A 14,871-nucleotide genomic window follows, 5' to 3' on the forward strand; every position below is an offset into this window, starting at 1 on the left:
AAACAGCTAGAATGTAATAATTATTCTGGAAGACTTTCCCTTTGCCAGTTTATCAAATCCTTCATTAATTTTCTCAAGCGGGATTGTTTCCGTCACTAATTGATCCACTTGAAGGCGCTCCTGTTTAAACAGGCTAATGAATCTTGGTATATCTTTGTCTGGTACACAACTGCCGATATAAGAACCTTTCAAGGTCTTTTCTTCCACTGTCAGACTGACATAAGGAAAGGAAAAATGATGTTCCGGGTGCGGTAATCCTGTGGTTACTGTCGTTCCTCCGCGCTTCGTAATTCCGTAAGAAACCTCCATAGCAGGCACTGCCCCTGCTGTTTCAAATACATAATCCAGACCACCGCCTGTTGACTTGTGGATTTGCTCGATAACGTCCTCATCTTTAGAATTAAATGTCTCTGTTGCTCCCAATTCCTTTGCCCTAGCCAGTTTTGTTTCATTAATGTCCACTGCCACTACTCTGCTCGCTCCAGCAGCAACCGTCCCAATAAGTGCACTTAAACCTACGCCACCGAGACCTACAATAGCAACAGTGTTTCCCATCTTTATGCCAGCAGTATTCACGACAGCACCGACACCCGTTATTACTGCACAGCCAAATAAAGCGGCTTTTTCAAATGAAATAGTCTTATCAACTTTGACTAATGAATTTTCAGCGACAACAGCGTATTCGGAAAAAGCAGATACGCCTATATGGTGATAGATCTTCTCTTCACCAGCATGAAGTCTCCTTCCGCCATTAAGCAATGTTCCTTCACTATTTGATTTTGTCCCTATTTCACATAATGCGGGACGGCCTTCTTTACATGGAAGGCACTGTCCGCAGCTCGGAACAAATACACAAACAACATGATCGCCAGGTTTAAAGTCATTGACATCCTCACCTGTTTCAACCACAACACCGGCTGCTTCATGTCCCAGAGCCATTGGCAGGGGGCGCGGTCTTGAGCCATTAATCACCGACAAATCCGAATGACAGAGACTTGCTGCCTTTATTTGGATTAAAACTTCACCTTGCTGCGGCGGATCCAATTCCAGTGTTTCTATTTTTAAAGGGCGGCTATATTCATATGGTGGCTCAACTCCTGATTCGCGCAGAACTGCTGATTTGATGTTCATAGATTAAAACCTCCTATTCATCGTGAATTCAAGATTTTTTTATTACAACCGTGGGTTTCTCTATCTGATCATCTTACGGATTATTAAGCAGCTATATTTTTTCAGGAGTACCTTGTACGCGGCTTAAGTCAAGGATGCGACAAAGATGGTTGCCATGTAGAGCAAGGGAGAAAATAAACCGGAAAAACCCAATGAACAAACCTCGTCATCCTATAAAGCATTTCCCAGTATATTTTCCCTGAAAAAGCGTTTAATGTATGAATTCGTATCGTTTTTTAATAAGAATCTGGTAAAATAGTACGCTAAATACATCCCTTTGTGTTCTGGTTATTTTTGTGATGACTACATTTTACCAAATCGTGATGTATTTTTGTGCAATTTTTTGAAAATATCTCTTCATATCAGGATTATTTACGCTTTTAGCTGTGAAGTTGAAATAGTAATGATTATTCTCCTTCATATGGTACAATGTCACCGTCTTCCACAGCACCGTATCTTACATCTATTTCAAAGCCGCCATTCTCATCAATGGAGGGAATAACATATACCTTTTTATCTTCCGGCAATTCATCTAGTCCATCCTGGATATGCGCACGGATTTCCTCAGCGTCTTCTACAGTTCCTGCAGCCTTCATAGCTTCCACAAAAATATACATAGTAAGATAATGAAAACCTGCTTCAGAACCGGGGGCTTCTCCATATTCTTCGCGGTATTTCTCTACAAAGGCGGGAACTCCTGGATAATCCGCATTAACCAGCGGCATGGTTCCAATGGACCCTTCAAATGGTTCATAGGAATTCGATTCGGCAAGATTCTTCATTTCATCTAATTTTGCCTGATCCATCACAATAAATCCGCCTTCAAATCCCAGATCCCTTGCCTGTTGTGCCACTTTAGCCGTCGGTTCAGAAGGGCCACCAATGAATAATACATCCGGATCCTCCTCAAGTGCATTGGTTAAGATAGTATAGAAATCTGTATCTTTAGAAAAATCAATGGAGGAATTATAGACAACGTCTCCCCCTTCTTCTTTCCAATGTGGCAACAGAGCTTCTGCCCAATCTTTTCCATATTGAGTTACTGGAGGAAGGGCTGCAAGTTTATCCCCAAATCGTTCCATAGAATACGCTGTGAACGGTTCTATATAGCCATCATAGCTCGGAGGGATACGAATGGTAAGTGAATTTCCCGTTTCGGTAATCGCTGGTTCACTTGAATAGCCACCAATCAGGAAATTCTCCTCTTCATTAAATACCTGCAGGGCAGAGATCCCTCCACTATGCGGATTGAAGATAATAGGTGTATCATTTTCCTGTACCATCCGGCGGGCATTGGATGCTGTCTCATTCGGCAGATATTCATCATCCAAAGCCACCACATTTAACCGGTATGTTTCCCCGTTAACTTCAAAACCTTCTTCGTTGATTTCATCTACAGCAAGATTCAACCCATTTAAGACATTTTCTCCATAATAGGCTGAAGCCCCACTCAACGGGCCGCTGAATCCAATATTTACGATATTCTCCCCGTTATCCGCTTCAGCCGATTCCTCTCCGTTATTACCAGCTGAATCAATACAAGCAGATAGTACACATAAAAGTAACCCAAACATGAACATAACGCCAACATGTTTCATAGTTTAACCTCCCGAATTCAAGAATTAATTTAGTAAAATTCACGCACCTAAATATGCCTTTCTTACTTTCTCATTGGAAAACAATTCCTTAGGTTTCCCCTCAACTGCAATGCTGCCATTTTCATAAACATATCCCTTAGTCGCAATGCTAAGCGCTACTTTTGCATTCTGTTCAGCTAGAAGAATTGTGGTTCCATTATTGTTAATCTGCTGAATGCTTTTGAACATCTGCTCAACTACCAACGGGGCAAGGCCTGTTGATGGTTCATCGAGAAGCATCACTTTGGGCTTAGACATTAAAGCCCTGCCAATTGCCAACATTTGCTGTTGCCCACCACTTAAAGAGTGAGCAAAATTTGTACGTTTATCATAGAGAATCGGAAATAGCTCATAAACCTCTTCTAATGACTTCCTGATTTGTTTTTTGTTTTTACGATGGACATAAGCACCCATCATTAGGTTCTGCTCCACACTCATCTGTGGGAACAACTTCCTGTCCTCCGCACACTGTACAATACCCATTTGGACAATTTTATCTGGTGATTTCCCGTCTATCGAATCGCCCTTGAACAAGATTTCACCCGATACCAGCCTCACTAGACCACTGATGGCGCGGAATGTTGTGCTTTTTCCTGCACCGTTGGCACCAAGTAACACGACTATATCTCCTTCTTCCACGGAAATATCTGCTTGCTGCACCGCCGAAAAATTGCCATAATTCACTGTAGCTCCCCTTAATTCAAGCACTTGCATCCCCCCCTAGATATGCTTCGATGACTTCATCATTACTTTTAATTTTCTCTGGTGTACCTTCAGCAATTTTCTCTCCATAGTCAAGTACCATGATTTTATCGGCCATGTTCATGATCATTCTCATTTTGTGTTCAATTAGACAGACAGTAATCCCTTCATGAGCCATTTTTTCAATAAGAATCGAGAGTTTTTCCGTTTCATCCGGATTAATTCCTGCTGTTGGTTCATCCAAAAAGACTATTTCGGGATCTGTTGCTAAAGTCAAAGCAAAGGCAACCCGTTTCTTTTCTTCTTGGGAAATATTAGCCACAACCATGTCTGTAATCTCTGAAAGTCCGACATATTCTAATACCTTTAAAGCCTTTTCCTTACATTTCTCCCCCTCCTCTTTTTCTCTTTTTGTGCGAAAAACTGCATCAAACAGATTGGATTTTGTCCTAAGACGATGTCCGACCACAACGTTTTCAAATACAGTCGCCTTTTCAAACAAATTGGTTGTCTGGAAAGTACGAGACAAACCCTGCTTTGCTATTTTATTGGCGGGAAAGGTAGAAATGTCCCTCCCTTTGAAGAATACCTTTCCGGAACTTGGATGGTGCACACCGGTAATCAAATTAAAGTACGTCGATTTACCAGCACCGTTCGGGCCTATAATGGCATTGATTTTCCCCTTATCAACAGAAAAATCCACTCCATTGATTGCCGTCAATCCGCCAAATTTTTTTGTCAGGTTACTGGTTTCCAAAAACATATAATGACCCCTCTCCCCCGATATACTAATTGTTTAAGCTTCCAGTGTTGAGTCTTTTTCTTTCTTGACGTTTTAATTGCCAACTGTGAAAAGAACCGACAATCCCTCCTGGTGAAAATATAATTAGCATTGTAAGTAAAGGGCCAAAAACTAACATACGGTAATCCTGAAGGAATTGAAGATTCTGGGACAACCACACAATAAGCAATGTTCCAATTAATGGCCCCGACAACGTACCGATTCCGCCGACAATCATATAAGTCAACAAATCAAAGACAACGGTTGTATAAGATATTTCCGGTCCAATGAAACGAATGAAACTCGCGTACAAAGCCCCTGCAACACCTGCAAAAAAAGTGGAGAGCACAAAAGAGGTCAGTTTATTTTTCATTGTTGAAATCCCCAATGATTGGGCCAATTGCTCACTATTACGGATAGCAATAAAAGACCTTCCCGTTAATGAATTTACAATCCTGTATACGAGAAAGATCACCAAGAGAAGTACTACGAATACAAAATAGTATTGACCTAACGGTGTGGAAAATGAAATGGGCCCGATATCAGCAGGTGACGGAATCCCCATCAATCCCCTTACTCCCTCTGTCAAACGATCCCATTTATCGATAACTAAGTAGATGATATAACCGACGCAAAGCGTATAGATCGCAAAAAAGTGTTCTTTCGTCCTTAATGCTACCAAACCGATTAACAATCCAAATATACTTGTAATCAGCGGAGCAAGAATAAAGGCCAACCAAAAACTCATTCCCGCCTTGACTGTTAGCAGACCAAGTGAATAGGCACCTATGGCAAAGAAACCGGCTTGGGCAAGAGATAGATATCCTGTAAATCCGGAAATCAGATTCAATCCGTATACTGCGATTGTCCAGATAAAAGCCAATGTCAAAATGTGTATATAGTATTGGTTCGGAACAAACAAAGGAAAAAGTATGGCAAGGACAATCAAACTCACAATCAGCATTTTTTTATTAAGTATGACTCTCACCTAAGCTACCCCCTTTGCAAAAATACCCTGTGGTTTGATGGATAGTATAGCAATCAGCAGAACGAAAGCAATGATATCCTTATAGTCAGCGGAAATATAGGTCGCCCCAATACTTTCCGCGAACCCGAGGATATAGCCACCTAGAATGGCACCGGGAATGCTCCCCATTCCTCCGATAATAATAATGACGAAAGCTTTTAGTATAACCAGGTGACCCATACCTGGAAAAACCAGATTAATAGGTGAAGACAGTGAAGCACCAATTGCAGCCAAGGCACCTGCTACGAAGAATGTAAGGATTGCCACTTTGTTTGTATTTATGCCAACCAATGAAGCCCCTTCCCGGTTTTGTGCCATTGCTATAATCGTAGAACCCGTAAACGTCTTTTTTAAAAACAAATAGAGCAAAACCATTACTCCAATGGCTGAGACAACTATAATCAATCGTTGCCATGTAAAAGTAACACCACCCAAAGTGACCGCTTGACCATAAGGTGTCGACATTTCTCTGAAATCTGGCCCCCAAATCAGCTGTGCCACAGCTTCCAAGAAAAGAAGAATACCAATGGCAGCCACCTTATGCTGAATTGGGGTGGAATGCCGCAACGGATGGAAGACAATACGCTCCATCAGCACACTTATCAACCCTACTGTCAGTATAGATATAAGGATGGACACCCAATAGTTCATGCCGAAGTACACCATCATTGTCAATGTTAAATATCCCCCGAGCATATATAAGGCACCGTGTGCAAAATTGGGAATATGCAGGATACCATAAACTAGCGTAAGTCCTAATGCAACCAGACTATATACACTTCCTATAGTCAGACCATTAAAAAGTTGCTGTAATAATATATCCACTCTTTCCTCCTCCTTTTTAAGTTAACTACACTGGAAAAGAAGAAGGTGTCCCCTCGCTTCCCAGTCCCGATCATATTTGTTGTAAATTCATACATTTCTTCGTTCAGCAGCTTTCTCAAAATTGCATTGGTAGCTGCGGCAGCTTTTTTCTACATTCGACTTCAACTTGCCGGAGTTAGTTGTATGTGCAGCCATATGTTCGCCATTTGACAATTTCGTCATCTTTTTTAGTTTCAGAATAATAATAGCTTTACAGATTCTCCCTTTCTGGAAAACACATAGCTGCTGAACTTCAGGGTGTTTATTTAGCAATGATTCGAGCTCTCCACATGCCATACCTTATACTAAGAAATACTAATCATCCCGCTTTTGCCCCATCGATGATCTTCACCGTACCTGAACATGGTTAGAAAAAACTTGCGCAATCCAAGTTGATAAAAGCGCTTTCATTTTTTCCCTGTTATCTTTTTTCTTGTCTGGGGAACTCATTATGCCAGGTTAACTACAATCTTGTTATACCAGTGGTCAACAGAACATTATAACCAACCTTTTCTTGACTGCTGTTGTCTCCCGCGCGTACTGAATCAGGTTATACACATAGGAATCCTGGTTTGCAAAACGCTTATCCTGTGTCAGCCTCCTTCTTCCATCGATAATAGATCTGCTGGCAGATGATGAAAATACTGACTTTTTATTGTGCAACTAGGTAGTTCTCCAACCTGCTCCGCACTTCATGCGGAATATTGATCGTTTTTTGTTCTTCATAATTGAAACAGACTGTAACGGCCTGGGATCTTGCCACAGTCATCGCCGTCTCCAGATTGATCATGGTATGGGAGACAGTAAAACTCTTCCCTCCCACTTTTTCCACGTCCGTCAACAGTTTCAGTCTCTGTCCGGGGTATGCCTGAGAGACATAGTCACAGGAGATCGAAGCCAAGATGAAATTAAGGGAATCCCCCCGTTCTGGACATATTTCCTGAAAGAGCTTGGTCCGGGCCTCTTCGAAATACAGGAAGTAACTGACATTATTTACATGACCGGCAGCATCTGTCTCTGCAAACCGGACGTAAACGTTTATTTCATGGGAAGCCATCTATTACCTCCTTCATACCTACCAGTCAGTATGTTATTACTGACGATGCTTTAACCGCTAGACTCTTGTCGATTACAGATTCACATATCTCTTTCGATTATAGCAGCAATGCCTTGCCCGCCGCCGATGCAGGCGGTTATCAACCCGTATTTTCCTCCGAATCTTTGCAGTTCATGAACAGCCTTGGTGACCAGAATTGCTCCTGTGGCCCCCAATGGATGACCATGGGCAATGGCACCCCCATTTACATTAACTTTTTCAAAATCCATCTGCATCTCTCTGTCGCAGGCAATCACTTGTGCTGCAAATGCCTCATTAATCTCAATGAGATCCATTTCTTCCAGCTTCAGTCCGGATCTATCCATTACTTTTCTAGTTGCAGGAACCGGACCGATTCCCATCATATTTGGATCTACCCCGGATACAGCAGAAGCCTTTACTACTGCAAGCGATGTAAGCCCCAATTGGTTTGCTTTCTCTCTGGACATAATAACAAGAGCGGAAGCCGCATCATTGAGCCCGGAACTGTTTCCTGGAGACACACTTCCTCCATCACGGAAGGCCGGTGGCAGCTTTTGCAGTTTTTCCATAGTTGTATCCGGTCGTGGGTGTTCATCTCTCTCAAAGACAATGGAATCTCCTCTTCGAACAGGGACCGTAATTGGAACAATCTGTTCATCGAATCGTCCTTCCTCGATTGCGTTTGCCATCCGCTGCTGGCTTCTTAGTGCAAATTCATCCTGTTCCTCTCTGGAAACATTGTACTGGTCCACCAGATTTTCCGCAGTGATTCCCATAGGCGGGTCCCCTATTTCCTCCGGTGAAAGCTGGGATTTTCTAAACTTTGGCAAGGCCGGACTGTAAGCCTTAGAAGGTCGATCCATCAAATACGGAGCCCGTGACATACTTTCCGTTCCACCAGCAATAAACACATCTCCTTCTCCAGCCCGAATTGCCTGAGCGGCAAGTGCCACTGCATTGATTCCTGAACCACATTGCCTGTCAACGGTCAGGCCCGGCAGGTTTGTCGATAATCCCGATTGCAGTGCAGTCAGACGTGCAATATTTCCTCCGCCGCTTAAGACATTGCCGAAAATTACATCATCAATGGATTCCGGCGTGATCTTTGCCCGCTTCACTGCCTCTTTTATCACTTCTGCTCCGAACACATGGGCAGGTACGGATGCCAGTGCACCACCCTGCCTGGCAATTGGCGTCCGGACTGCCGATACGATTACAGCTTCTCTACTCATTTATGTTTCCACTCTCCCCTCTTAGCTCAGTTATCCACCTTTATATGGTATTCAAATCGCCGTCTACAACAATCGTCTCTCCAGTTAAATGAGCGGAGTCAGCCAAAGCTGTTCCACATGGCTACGTTCATTCGTATAAATATCATTTTCCATAGAATCGTTCAACTTTTTCTGATAATCTTTTACTTTATCGGAATATTCAAACCCTGTGGCTGACACTCCATGTTTTTATAGATTGCTCTCCCACTCCAGGGAACACGCTTTCATCGATCTGTCAGTCATACGTGGAAAAACGGACCTTCCCCTTGATTACGACTTTTCCTTTCTGATTCACGGTCCAAACACGAAAATCCAGGTACGAATCCGTGTGTTCCTCTACCTCCGCTTTCAATGTGAGTACATCATCAAGGAATACCATCCCGGAAAATCTGATTTGGTAATCCTCGATAAACCCTTCTTCATAGTAAGGGGTAAAAAGCTTCGCCAGATTGCCCATCGTCCACATCCCATGGGCAATAATACCGGGCAGTCCGGCCTTTTTAGCTTCCTCATCGATGGTATGAATAGGGTTGAAGTCTGCTGAAGCTCCTGAGTACTTGATCAAATCCATCCGAATCACAGGCTCAAGTGTTACATCATCCAGAGATTCACCTGTATGTAACCTTGTTAAGTTTTTCATACATTCATCGCCTTCCTTACTGCTTCAGTGATAATAGTAATCATTTCTTCTGTGAAAACAACGTTTCCGCGGGCATCTTCTCCATATCTCTTGACGACGAGAAATCCCATCAGTCCATTGCTTCCCGATTTTTCATAGTAATCTTCCACTTCGGTATAGCAGTAGATTTCCTCATCGACCAGTAATGGTCTTTCATAATGATAGTTCTGCTCGCCGTGGATCAAGCCTTTCTTTGGCAAGTTCAGCCCTTCTACTGTACCGTAGTCAAAAACCCTGGGAAATGTCGGGGGTGCAATGTTCCTGCCAAACCTGGAGTTCTCTCCAGTTTGCTCATTCACATAAATGGGATGCAAATCTCCGATGGCCTCTGCAAACCGCCGGACATGCCCCCGCTCTACCACATTTTTCACCTTTTCAGATTTTCTTCCGATCATATCTCTATACATAAAACGGCTCCTTTCTATTAATCTTTCGGCCCGCCTGCAACGTAAATGACTTGCCCATTGACAAAGGATGAATTCTCATCCGCAAAGAAGGCAACCGCATTGGCAATATCCTCGGGTTTCCCGCTTCTGCCTGCTGGTATCTTACTGATAGCACCTTTTACGAAGTCTTCATATGGAACACCGATCCGCTCAGCTGTCGCTTTGGTCATATTAGTCTCAATAAAACCCGGTGCTACGGAATTTGCCGTAATACCAAATTTACCAAGTTCAATGGCCAGTGTTTTGGTAAATCCCTGCAGTCCTGCTTTCGCAGTGGAATAATTCGCCTGTCCTCGATTTCCGAGCGCGGAGGTAGAAGAGATATTGATAATTCTGCCATACTTCTGTTTTACCATGTATTTCTGGGCAGCCCGCGAGGCGTTAAATGATCCTTTCAGATGAACATCCATTACCTGCTGCCAGTCATCATCTTTCATCTTGAATAACATATTGTCACGGATGATTCCCGCATTGTTGACCAGGATATCGAGCTTACCAAAGGTATTCACTACCTCCTCAACAGCTGCTTCTACTTCCTCTGCTTCTACAACATTTGCTTTTTTCGTCAGCATGGTATAGCCTTGTTCTTTAAAATCTTTTTCAGCCTTTCCCAGAGCCTCTTCATTAATATCAAGAATGGCAATCTTTGCCCCTTCTTCGGCGAATTTCAGTGCAACCCCTTTTCCAATACCTTGACTTCCTCCTGTCACCAGTACGACGCTTCCTTCAAATCTTCCAGCCATTTTTATACCTCCCAGAAATTTAGAAATTAAAATTAGATAAATTGCCCTACTTTTACATGACCTTTTAATAAGTTCCGTGCAATAATCATGCGCTGGATCTCATCTGTACCATCATAGATTCTCCATAATCTTGCTTCACGGTACCATCGCTCAATTGGCAGCTCCCTCGTGTAACCCATACCGCCATGGATTTGCATTACTCGGTCAACCACCCTGTTACCCATATTAGACCCATATAACTTGGCCATGGACGCAATATGCCGGTTATCTTCTCCCTGATCAAGGGTGAATGCCGCGTTAAGCACTATCCATTTCGCTGCCTCTATCTCTATAGCTGAATCTGCTATCTGCCACTGTATTGCCTGTCTGTCGCCAATCGGCCGGCCAAATGTCTTTCGTTCCTTGGAATAATCGATTGCCATCTGCAATAAACGTTCTGCTGCTCCGATCGCCCTTGCGCCGACAATCCATCTTGCAAACCCGATCCATTCCAGTCCAAGATTATAGCCGCCATGCAGTTCTCCTAAAATATTTTCCTCAGGAACCCTTACATTATCAAAAATAAGAGCAGCTGGACCCCATTCTCCCATCGTATCGATATATTCGGATTTCCAACCCATATCTCTGTCAACGATAAAGCAGGTCACACCTTCTCTTCCAGTCTGCTGATGTCTTTCCTTGTCGGTGACAGCAATAACCATCACAAAATCTGCCTCATTTCCACCGGTGATAAACGTCTTCTCTCCGTTAATCACCCATTCATCTCTGTCCTTTACCGCAGTTGTCTTTATGTTTTGGGTATCTGATCCAGCATCTGGTTCAGTCATGGCAAAGCATGACTTCTTTTCCCCATTAATGGTTGGAATCAGGTATTTTTCCTTTTGTTCTTCATTGCCGTAGTAAAGGATGTTATCCGCAGAGCCTCCAAAAGTAAAAGGAACGAACGTTTTAGCAACTTCCATGGACACAATGGCCTGCATCATCTGTCCAAGATCAGCCCCGCCATACTCGCTCGGTGTATTGATTCCCCAGAACCCAGATTCCTTCGCTTTTCGCTGGAGCTCCTCTAGTTTTGCAGGGGACAGACTTGGCCTCCCTTCTCTCTCATTCCTTAATACTTCGTTTTCCAAAGGGATCAGTTCATTCTCCACAAATTTACGAATGGTTTCCTGAACCATTTTCTGTTCATCTGTCAGTCTTAAATACATGTTGTTAACCTCCAATTTATATCTACATACGAATTAGTTGGTATCTCATATGTGCGGTTACCTATGAATATGTTTCAATCAACGATCTTTTTAATATCTTCCCTACAGTAGTTTTTGGCAGTTCACGAACAATCTCCACAGACTGTGGTACTTTATACGCCGCCAATCTCTTCCGACAGTATGCAATCAACTGCTCACCATCAAAATTCTTCCCGTCTTTGGGCACGATGACTGCTTTGATCGTTTCACCCCTGTATTTATCTGGCACGCCGATCACCGCAGCTTCCAGAACATTTGGATGGGTATAAATGACATCTTCTACTTCCACCGGGTAGACATTATAGCCACTGGCGATGATCATTTCCTTTTTTCGCCCAACAATATAGAAAAATCCGTCGGCATCCATTTTTGCCAAGTCACCGGTAAACAGCCATCCATCCCTAAGAACATTGTCCGTTTCCTCCGGCATGTTCCAGTAGCCTTTCATAATCTGAGGTCCCTTGATTACCAACTCACCGACTTCCCCGATTTCCAGCTCTTCCACCCCGGAAGCGGAATCTACGATTTTTGCGTCCGTATTAGGAATCGGGATCCCGATGCTCCCCGGCTTCTGAAGGCCGGTAATCGGATTCCGGTGGGTGACCGGTGACGCTTCAGATAGACCAAACCCTTCTGCTACGTTGGTACCACTCGTTTCATTGAATTTATTCAGGACTTCCACAGGCAGTGGAGCAGAACCGCTGGTACATGTTCTGAGGCTGGTTAAATCAAATTGCTTCTCTTTATAATAATTCAATAAAGCAATGAACATGGTCGGTACGCCGGGAAAGATGGTTGGTTTGGTATTTTCGATAATCTCCACTGTCTGCTCCACGTCAAACTTGGGAGTCAGGATCAGGTTTCCCCCGATATAGAAGGTTAAATTCATACAGCTAGTCATCCCATATACATGGAACAAGGGGGAGATACTTAGGACCCTTTCCTCTCCAATCCGGGTTCGGACCTGGGAGGTTGCATAACTCTGAAGCGTATTCGCCACCAAATTATAATGGGTCAGCATAGCCCCTTTGGAACGGCCGGTTGTACCGCCCGTATACTGCAGGACCGCTATATCTTCTTTCGGGTTAATGGAAACCTCCGGAACCCGATATTCCTGAGTTCTCATGTATTCATCGAATTTGCAATCGCTTTCAATGGATACCGGAATAAGGGCCTCCACTTCTGTATCGTTCATCACCTCTTTGACACCGGGGAGCAATTTATTCAATGCAATCATCACCCTGGCTCCGGAATCATTCAGGACATGCAACAGTTCAGAAGACTTATACATAGGGTTGACCTGTACCACCGTGGCACCGCACATCAAAACTGCAAAATAGCTGATTGGATACTGTGGACAATTTGGCAGCATCAGTGCCACGCTATCTCCTTTATTTACCCCCAAATTTCTCAGAGATCCTGCTACATTCCTAATCAACTGGTTGAGGTGTCTGTAAGTATAGGTATTACCACTGAAGGTAATAGCAGTATAGTCGGAAAACTTTCGAACAGATTCCTCAAATATGTGTGTCAGAGAGACTTCAGGGATCTCTATTTCATTAGGAGTTCCTTCGGCTACATACTTTAGCCATGGTTTTTCCATTAACAAACCCTCCTTGCTTTTTATGCTTTTTTGTTCACAGAAACATATTGACCGTTTAGTATGTTCTGAATATTTGGTATTTATTATATCAAATCCTATCCAAATTACAATACATTTTTTCAATTCCTTTTAGCAAAGAAGCGTTTTAACAATAACGCTAAACTTTCTCTCAGTTAATCTCTGATCAACTTATAAGTCCCCAATCCCTTAGCTAGTATATTCCCATTCTCATCCTTCATCTCCCCCTCTACTGTTACTATACGATATCCTTGTTTCAGGATTTCTCCTGTTGCATATACATCACCTTCTGTAGAGGGAGCAAGATAATTAATGTTCAGGCTGATGGTCGTACACCTTGTCTTGGTCGTGGACCGGATGCACATGCCCAATACAAGATCCAGCATAGTTGCATGAACCCCGCCATGCAAAGAATCATTGGCATTCAACAACTGATTTCTGATTGGCAGTTTCAAGAGAACGTTACCTTCCCTGAACTCGATGATTTCAAAGCCGATATGTAAAAAGAATGGGCTGGATTCAAAACTTTTCCGTACATCCTCAATTAATTTGGCCAAACTGTTCTTCACCTTCCTACTCTGTTTTACCTATCATTCCGTCCAGTCAGACTCTTCACTAAACACTTACTTTTAACTGCTTCAGTTCTTCGGTAAGTTTCGGCAGCACCTCAAACAAGTCACCTACGATACCGTAACAGCCACATTAAAGATATTTGATTCTGGGTCCTTATTAATTGCTACAATCACCTTGGAGTTGGACATACCCGCAAGATGCTGGATGGCTCCTGAGATTCCTACAGCAATATACAAATCTGGTGTCACGACTTTCCCTGTCTGGCCTATTTGCAAGGCATAATCACAATACGCTGCATCACATGCACCACGTGAGGCACCTACTGCACCACCCAGTACTTCAGCCAGTTCATACAGCGGTTCGAATCCATCCTTACTTTTCACACCTCGGCCACCAGCGACGATCACATTCGCTTCAGACAGGTCTACTCCCTCAGAAGCTTTACGGATGACATCCTTGATAATGGTGCGGATGTCCCCTATATCCACGTTCTAAGCCGCTACTTCCCCGCTTCTGGATTCATCCCGGTCGAGTGGTTTGATATTATTCGGACGAATGGTCACGAATGTTAACCCTTCTGTAATGACCTTCTTCTCGAAAGCCTTCCCGGAATAAATTGGCCGTATGAAAGTAACATTGTCTCCATCGTAATTGATATCAGCTGCATCTGATATTAGCCCGCTGTCCAGCTTTGGTGCCAGCTTTGGTGTCAGATCTTTACCGATGGAAGTATGTCCCATTACGATTCCGTCCGGTGATTCTTCCTGAATATCAGCCATTGCTGCCTGCCCATAAGCTTCAGAAGTATAGTTTTCCAGATTTTCATGTTGCACAGTAATCGCACGGTCTGCTCCGTAACGAATGATTTCATCCCCTTGCTCCTTGAAATTTCCAGCCCCAAAGATGACTCCCACAACAACTTCTGCATCTGCATCGATTTTTTTTGCTGCTGCTACCGCCTCAAATGAAACATTCCGCAGTGTTCCTTCCCTGCTTTCAGCAAATACTAATAGTTTGCTCACTGTAATTCTC

General features: G+C 43.3%; 14 protein-coding genes and 1 pseudogene. All 15 read right to left on the reverse strand.

Going from position 1 to position 14,871, the window contains the following annotated elements; translation table 11 throughout:
* Positions 1-6: 6 nt before the first annotated feature.
* The 15 genes and pseudogenes from BM195_RS12705 to BM195_RS12780 all read right to left on the reverse strand — a co-directional run bounded on the left by BM195_RS12705 (position 7) and on the right by BM195_RS12780 (position 14,861).
* A complete protein-coding gene (locus tag BM195_RS12705; protein ID WP_090238841.1) occupies positions 7-1,131 on the reverse strand; it encodes a zinc-dependent alcohol dehydrogenase family protein in 1,125 nt (374 codons plus the stop codon).
* Positions 1,132-1,577: 446 nt separating this feature from the next.
* On the reverse strand, positions 1,578-2,768 hold the full coding sequence (locus BM195_RS12710; RefSeq protein WP_090238844.1) for an ABC transporter substrate-binding protein: 1,191 nt from the start codon (positions 2,766-2,768) through the stop codon (positions 1,578-1,580).
* A 39-nt stretch (positions 2,769-2,807) separates the two neighbouring features.
* The gene (locus tag BM195_RS12715) at positions 2,808-3,515 is read right to left on the reverse strand and encodes an ABC transporter ATP-binding protein (RefSeq protein WP_090238847.1); all 708 of its coding nucleotides are present in this window, start codon (positions 3,513-3,515) and stop codon (positions 2,808-2,810) included.
* Positions 3,508-4,272 carry an ABC transporter ATP-binding protein gene (locus BM195_RS12720; protein WP_090238850.1) on the reverse strand — a complete coding sequence of 255 codons (765 nt, stop codon included), beginning with the start codon at positions 4,270-4,272 and terminating at the stop codon, positions 3,508-3,510. The genes BM195_RS12715 and BM195_RS12720 overlap by 8 nt, the downstream gene beginning before the upstream one ends.
* 25 nt (positions 4,273-4,297) lie before the next feature.
* Positions 4,298-5,254, reverse strand: a complete 957-nt coding sequence (locus tag BM195_RS12725; RefSeq protein ID WP_090239021.1) for a branched-chain amino acid ABC transporter permease — start codon at positions 5,252-5,254, stop codon at positions 4,298-4,300.
* A 24-nt stretch (positions 5,255-5,278) separates the two neighbouring features.
* Positions 5,279-6,142, reverse strand: coding sequence for a branched-chain amino acid ABC transporter permease (locus tag BM195_RS12730; protein ID WP_090238853.1), 864 nt, complete (start codon positions 6,140-6,142; stop codon positions 5,279-5,281).
* A gap of 691 nt (positions 6,143-6,833) precedes the next feature.
* Entirely contained in the window at positions 6,834-7,238 is a 405-nt protein-coding gene (locus tag BM195_RS12740) for an acyl-CoA thioesterase (RefSeq protein WP_090238862.1), read from the reverse strand.
* Positions 7,239-7,318: 80 nt separating this feature from the next.
* On the reverse strand, positions 7,319-8,491 hold the full coding sequence (locus BM195_RS12745; protein WP_090238865.1) for a thiolase family protein: 1,173 nt from the start codon (positions 8,489-8,491) through the stop codon (positions 7,319-7,321).
* Positions 8,492-8,765: 274 nt separating this feature from the next.
* Positions 8,766-9,170, reverse strand: coding sequence for a MaoC/PaaZ C-terminal domain-containing protein (locus tag BM195_RS12750; RefSeq protein ID WP_090238867.1), 405 nt, complete (start codon positions 9,168-9,170; stop codon positions 8,766-8,768).
* Positions 9,167-9,616: a MaoC family dehydratase N-terminal domain-containing protein gene (locus tag BM195_RS12755; RefSeq protein WP_090238870.1), complete on the reverse strand. Its 450-nt coding sequence runs from the start codon at positions 9,614-9,616 to the stop codon at positions 9,167-9,169. Before BM195_RS12755 ends, BM195_RS12750 begins: the two co-directional genes overlap by 4 nt.
* Before the next feature lie 17 nt (positions 9,617-9,633).
* Positions 9,634-10,398: a 3-oxoacyl-ACP reductase FabG gene (gene fabG, locus BM195_RS12760; RefSeq protein ID WP_090238873.1), complete on the reverse strand. Its 765-nt coding sequence runs from the start codon at positions 10,396-10,398 to the stop codon at positions 9,634-9,636.
* Between the two features lie 32 nt (positions 10,399-10,430).
* Complete coding sequence (locus tag BM195_RS12765) at positions 10,431-11,606, reverse strand: acyl-CoA dehydrogenase family protein (RefSeq protein WP_090238876.1); 1,176 nt, start codon at positions 11,604-11,606, stop codon at positions 10,431-10,433.
* A gap of 61 nt (positions 11,607-11,667) precedes the next feature.
* Entirely contained in the window at positions 11,668-13,248 is a 1,581-nt protein-coding gene (locus BM195_RS12770) for a long-chain-fatty-acid--CoA ligase (protein WP_090238879.1), read from the reverse strand.
* 173 nt (positions 13,249-13,421) lie between these two features.
* Positions 13,422-13,823, reverse strand: a complete 402-nt coding sequence (locus tag BM195_RS12775; RefSeq protein ID WP_090238882.1) for a PaaI family thioesterase — start codon at positions 13,821-13,823, stop codon at positions 13,422-13,424.
* A gap of 58 nt (positions 13,824-13,881) precedes the next feature.
* Positions 13,882-14,861: pseudogene (locus tag BM195_RS12780) on the reverse strand (electron transfer flavoprotein subunit alpha/FixB family protein).
* Positions 14,862-14,871: the final 10 nt, after the last annotated feature.

The sequence above is a fragment of the Lentibacillus halodurans genome (assembly GCF_900112045.1).
GTDB classification, from domain to species: domain Bacteria; phylum Bacillota; class Bacilli; order Bacillales; family Amphibacillaceae; genus Lentibacillus; species Lentibacillus halodurans.

Bases quoted from the DNA above. Each gene is read 5' to 3' on its own strand.
- BM195_RS12705 (WP_090238841.1), bottom strand. From the start codon at position 1,131: ATGAACATCAAATCAGCAGTTCTGCGCGAATCAGGAGTTGAGCCACCA.
- BM195_RS12710 (WP_090238844.1), bottom strand. From the start codon at position 2,768: ATGAAACATGTTGGCGTTATGTTCATGTTTGGGTTACTTTTATGTGTA.
- BM195_RS12720 (WP_090238850.1), bottom strand. From the start codon at position 4,272: ATGTTTTTGGAAACCAGTAACCTGACAAAAAAATTTGGCGGATTGACG.
- BM195_RS12725 (WP_090239021.1), bottom strand. From the start codon at position 5,254: ATGCTGATTGTGAGTTTGATTGTCCTTGCCATACTTTTTCCTTTGTTT.
- BM195_RS12740 (WP_090238862.1), bottom strand. From the start codon at position 7,238: ATGGCTTCCCATGAAATAAACGTTTACGTCCGGTTTGCAGAGACAGAT.
- BM195_RS12745 (WP_090238865.1), bottom strand. From the start codon at position 8,491: ATGAGTAGAGAAGCTGTAATCGTATCGGCAGTCCGGACGCCAATTGCC.
- BM195_RS12750 (WP_090238867.1), bottom strand. From the start codon at position 9,170: ATGAAAAACTTAACAAGGTTACATACAGGTGAATCTCTGGATGATGTA.
- BM195_RS12755 (WP_090238870.1), bottom strand. From the start codon at position 9,616: ATGTATAGAGATATGATCGGAAGAAAATCTGAAAAGGTGAAAAATGTG.
- fabG (WP_090238873.1), bottom strand. From the start codon at position 10,398: ATGGCTGGAAGATTTGAAGGAAGCGTCGTACTGGTGACAGGAGGAAGT.
- BM195_RS12765 (WP_090238876.1), bottom strand. From the start codon at position 11,606: ATGTATTTAAGACTGACAGATGAACAGAAAATGGTTCAGGAAACCATT.
- BM195_RS12770 (WP_090238879.1), bottom strand. From the start codon at position 13,248: ATGGAAAAACCATGGCTAAAGTATGTAGCCGAAGGAACTCCTAATGAA.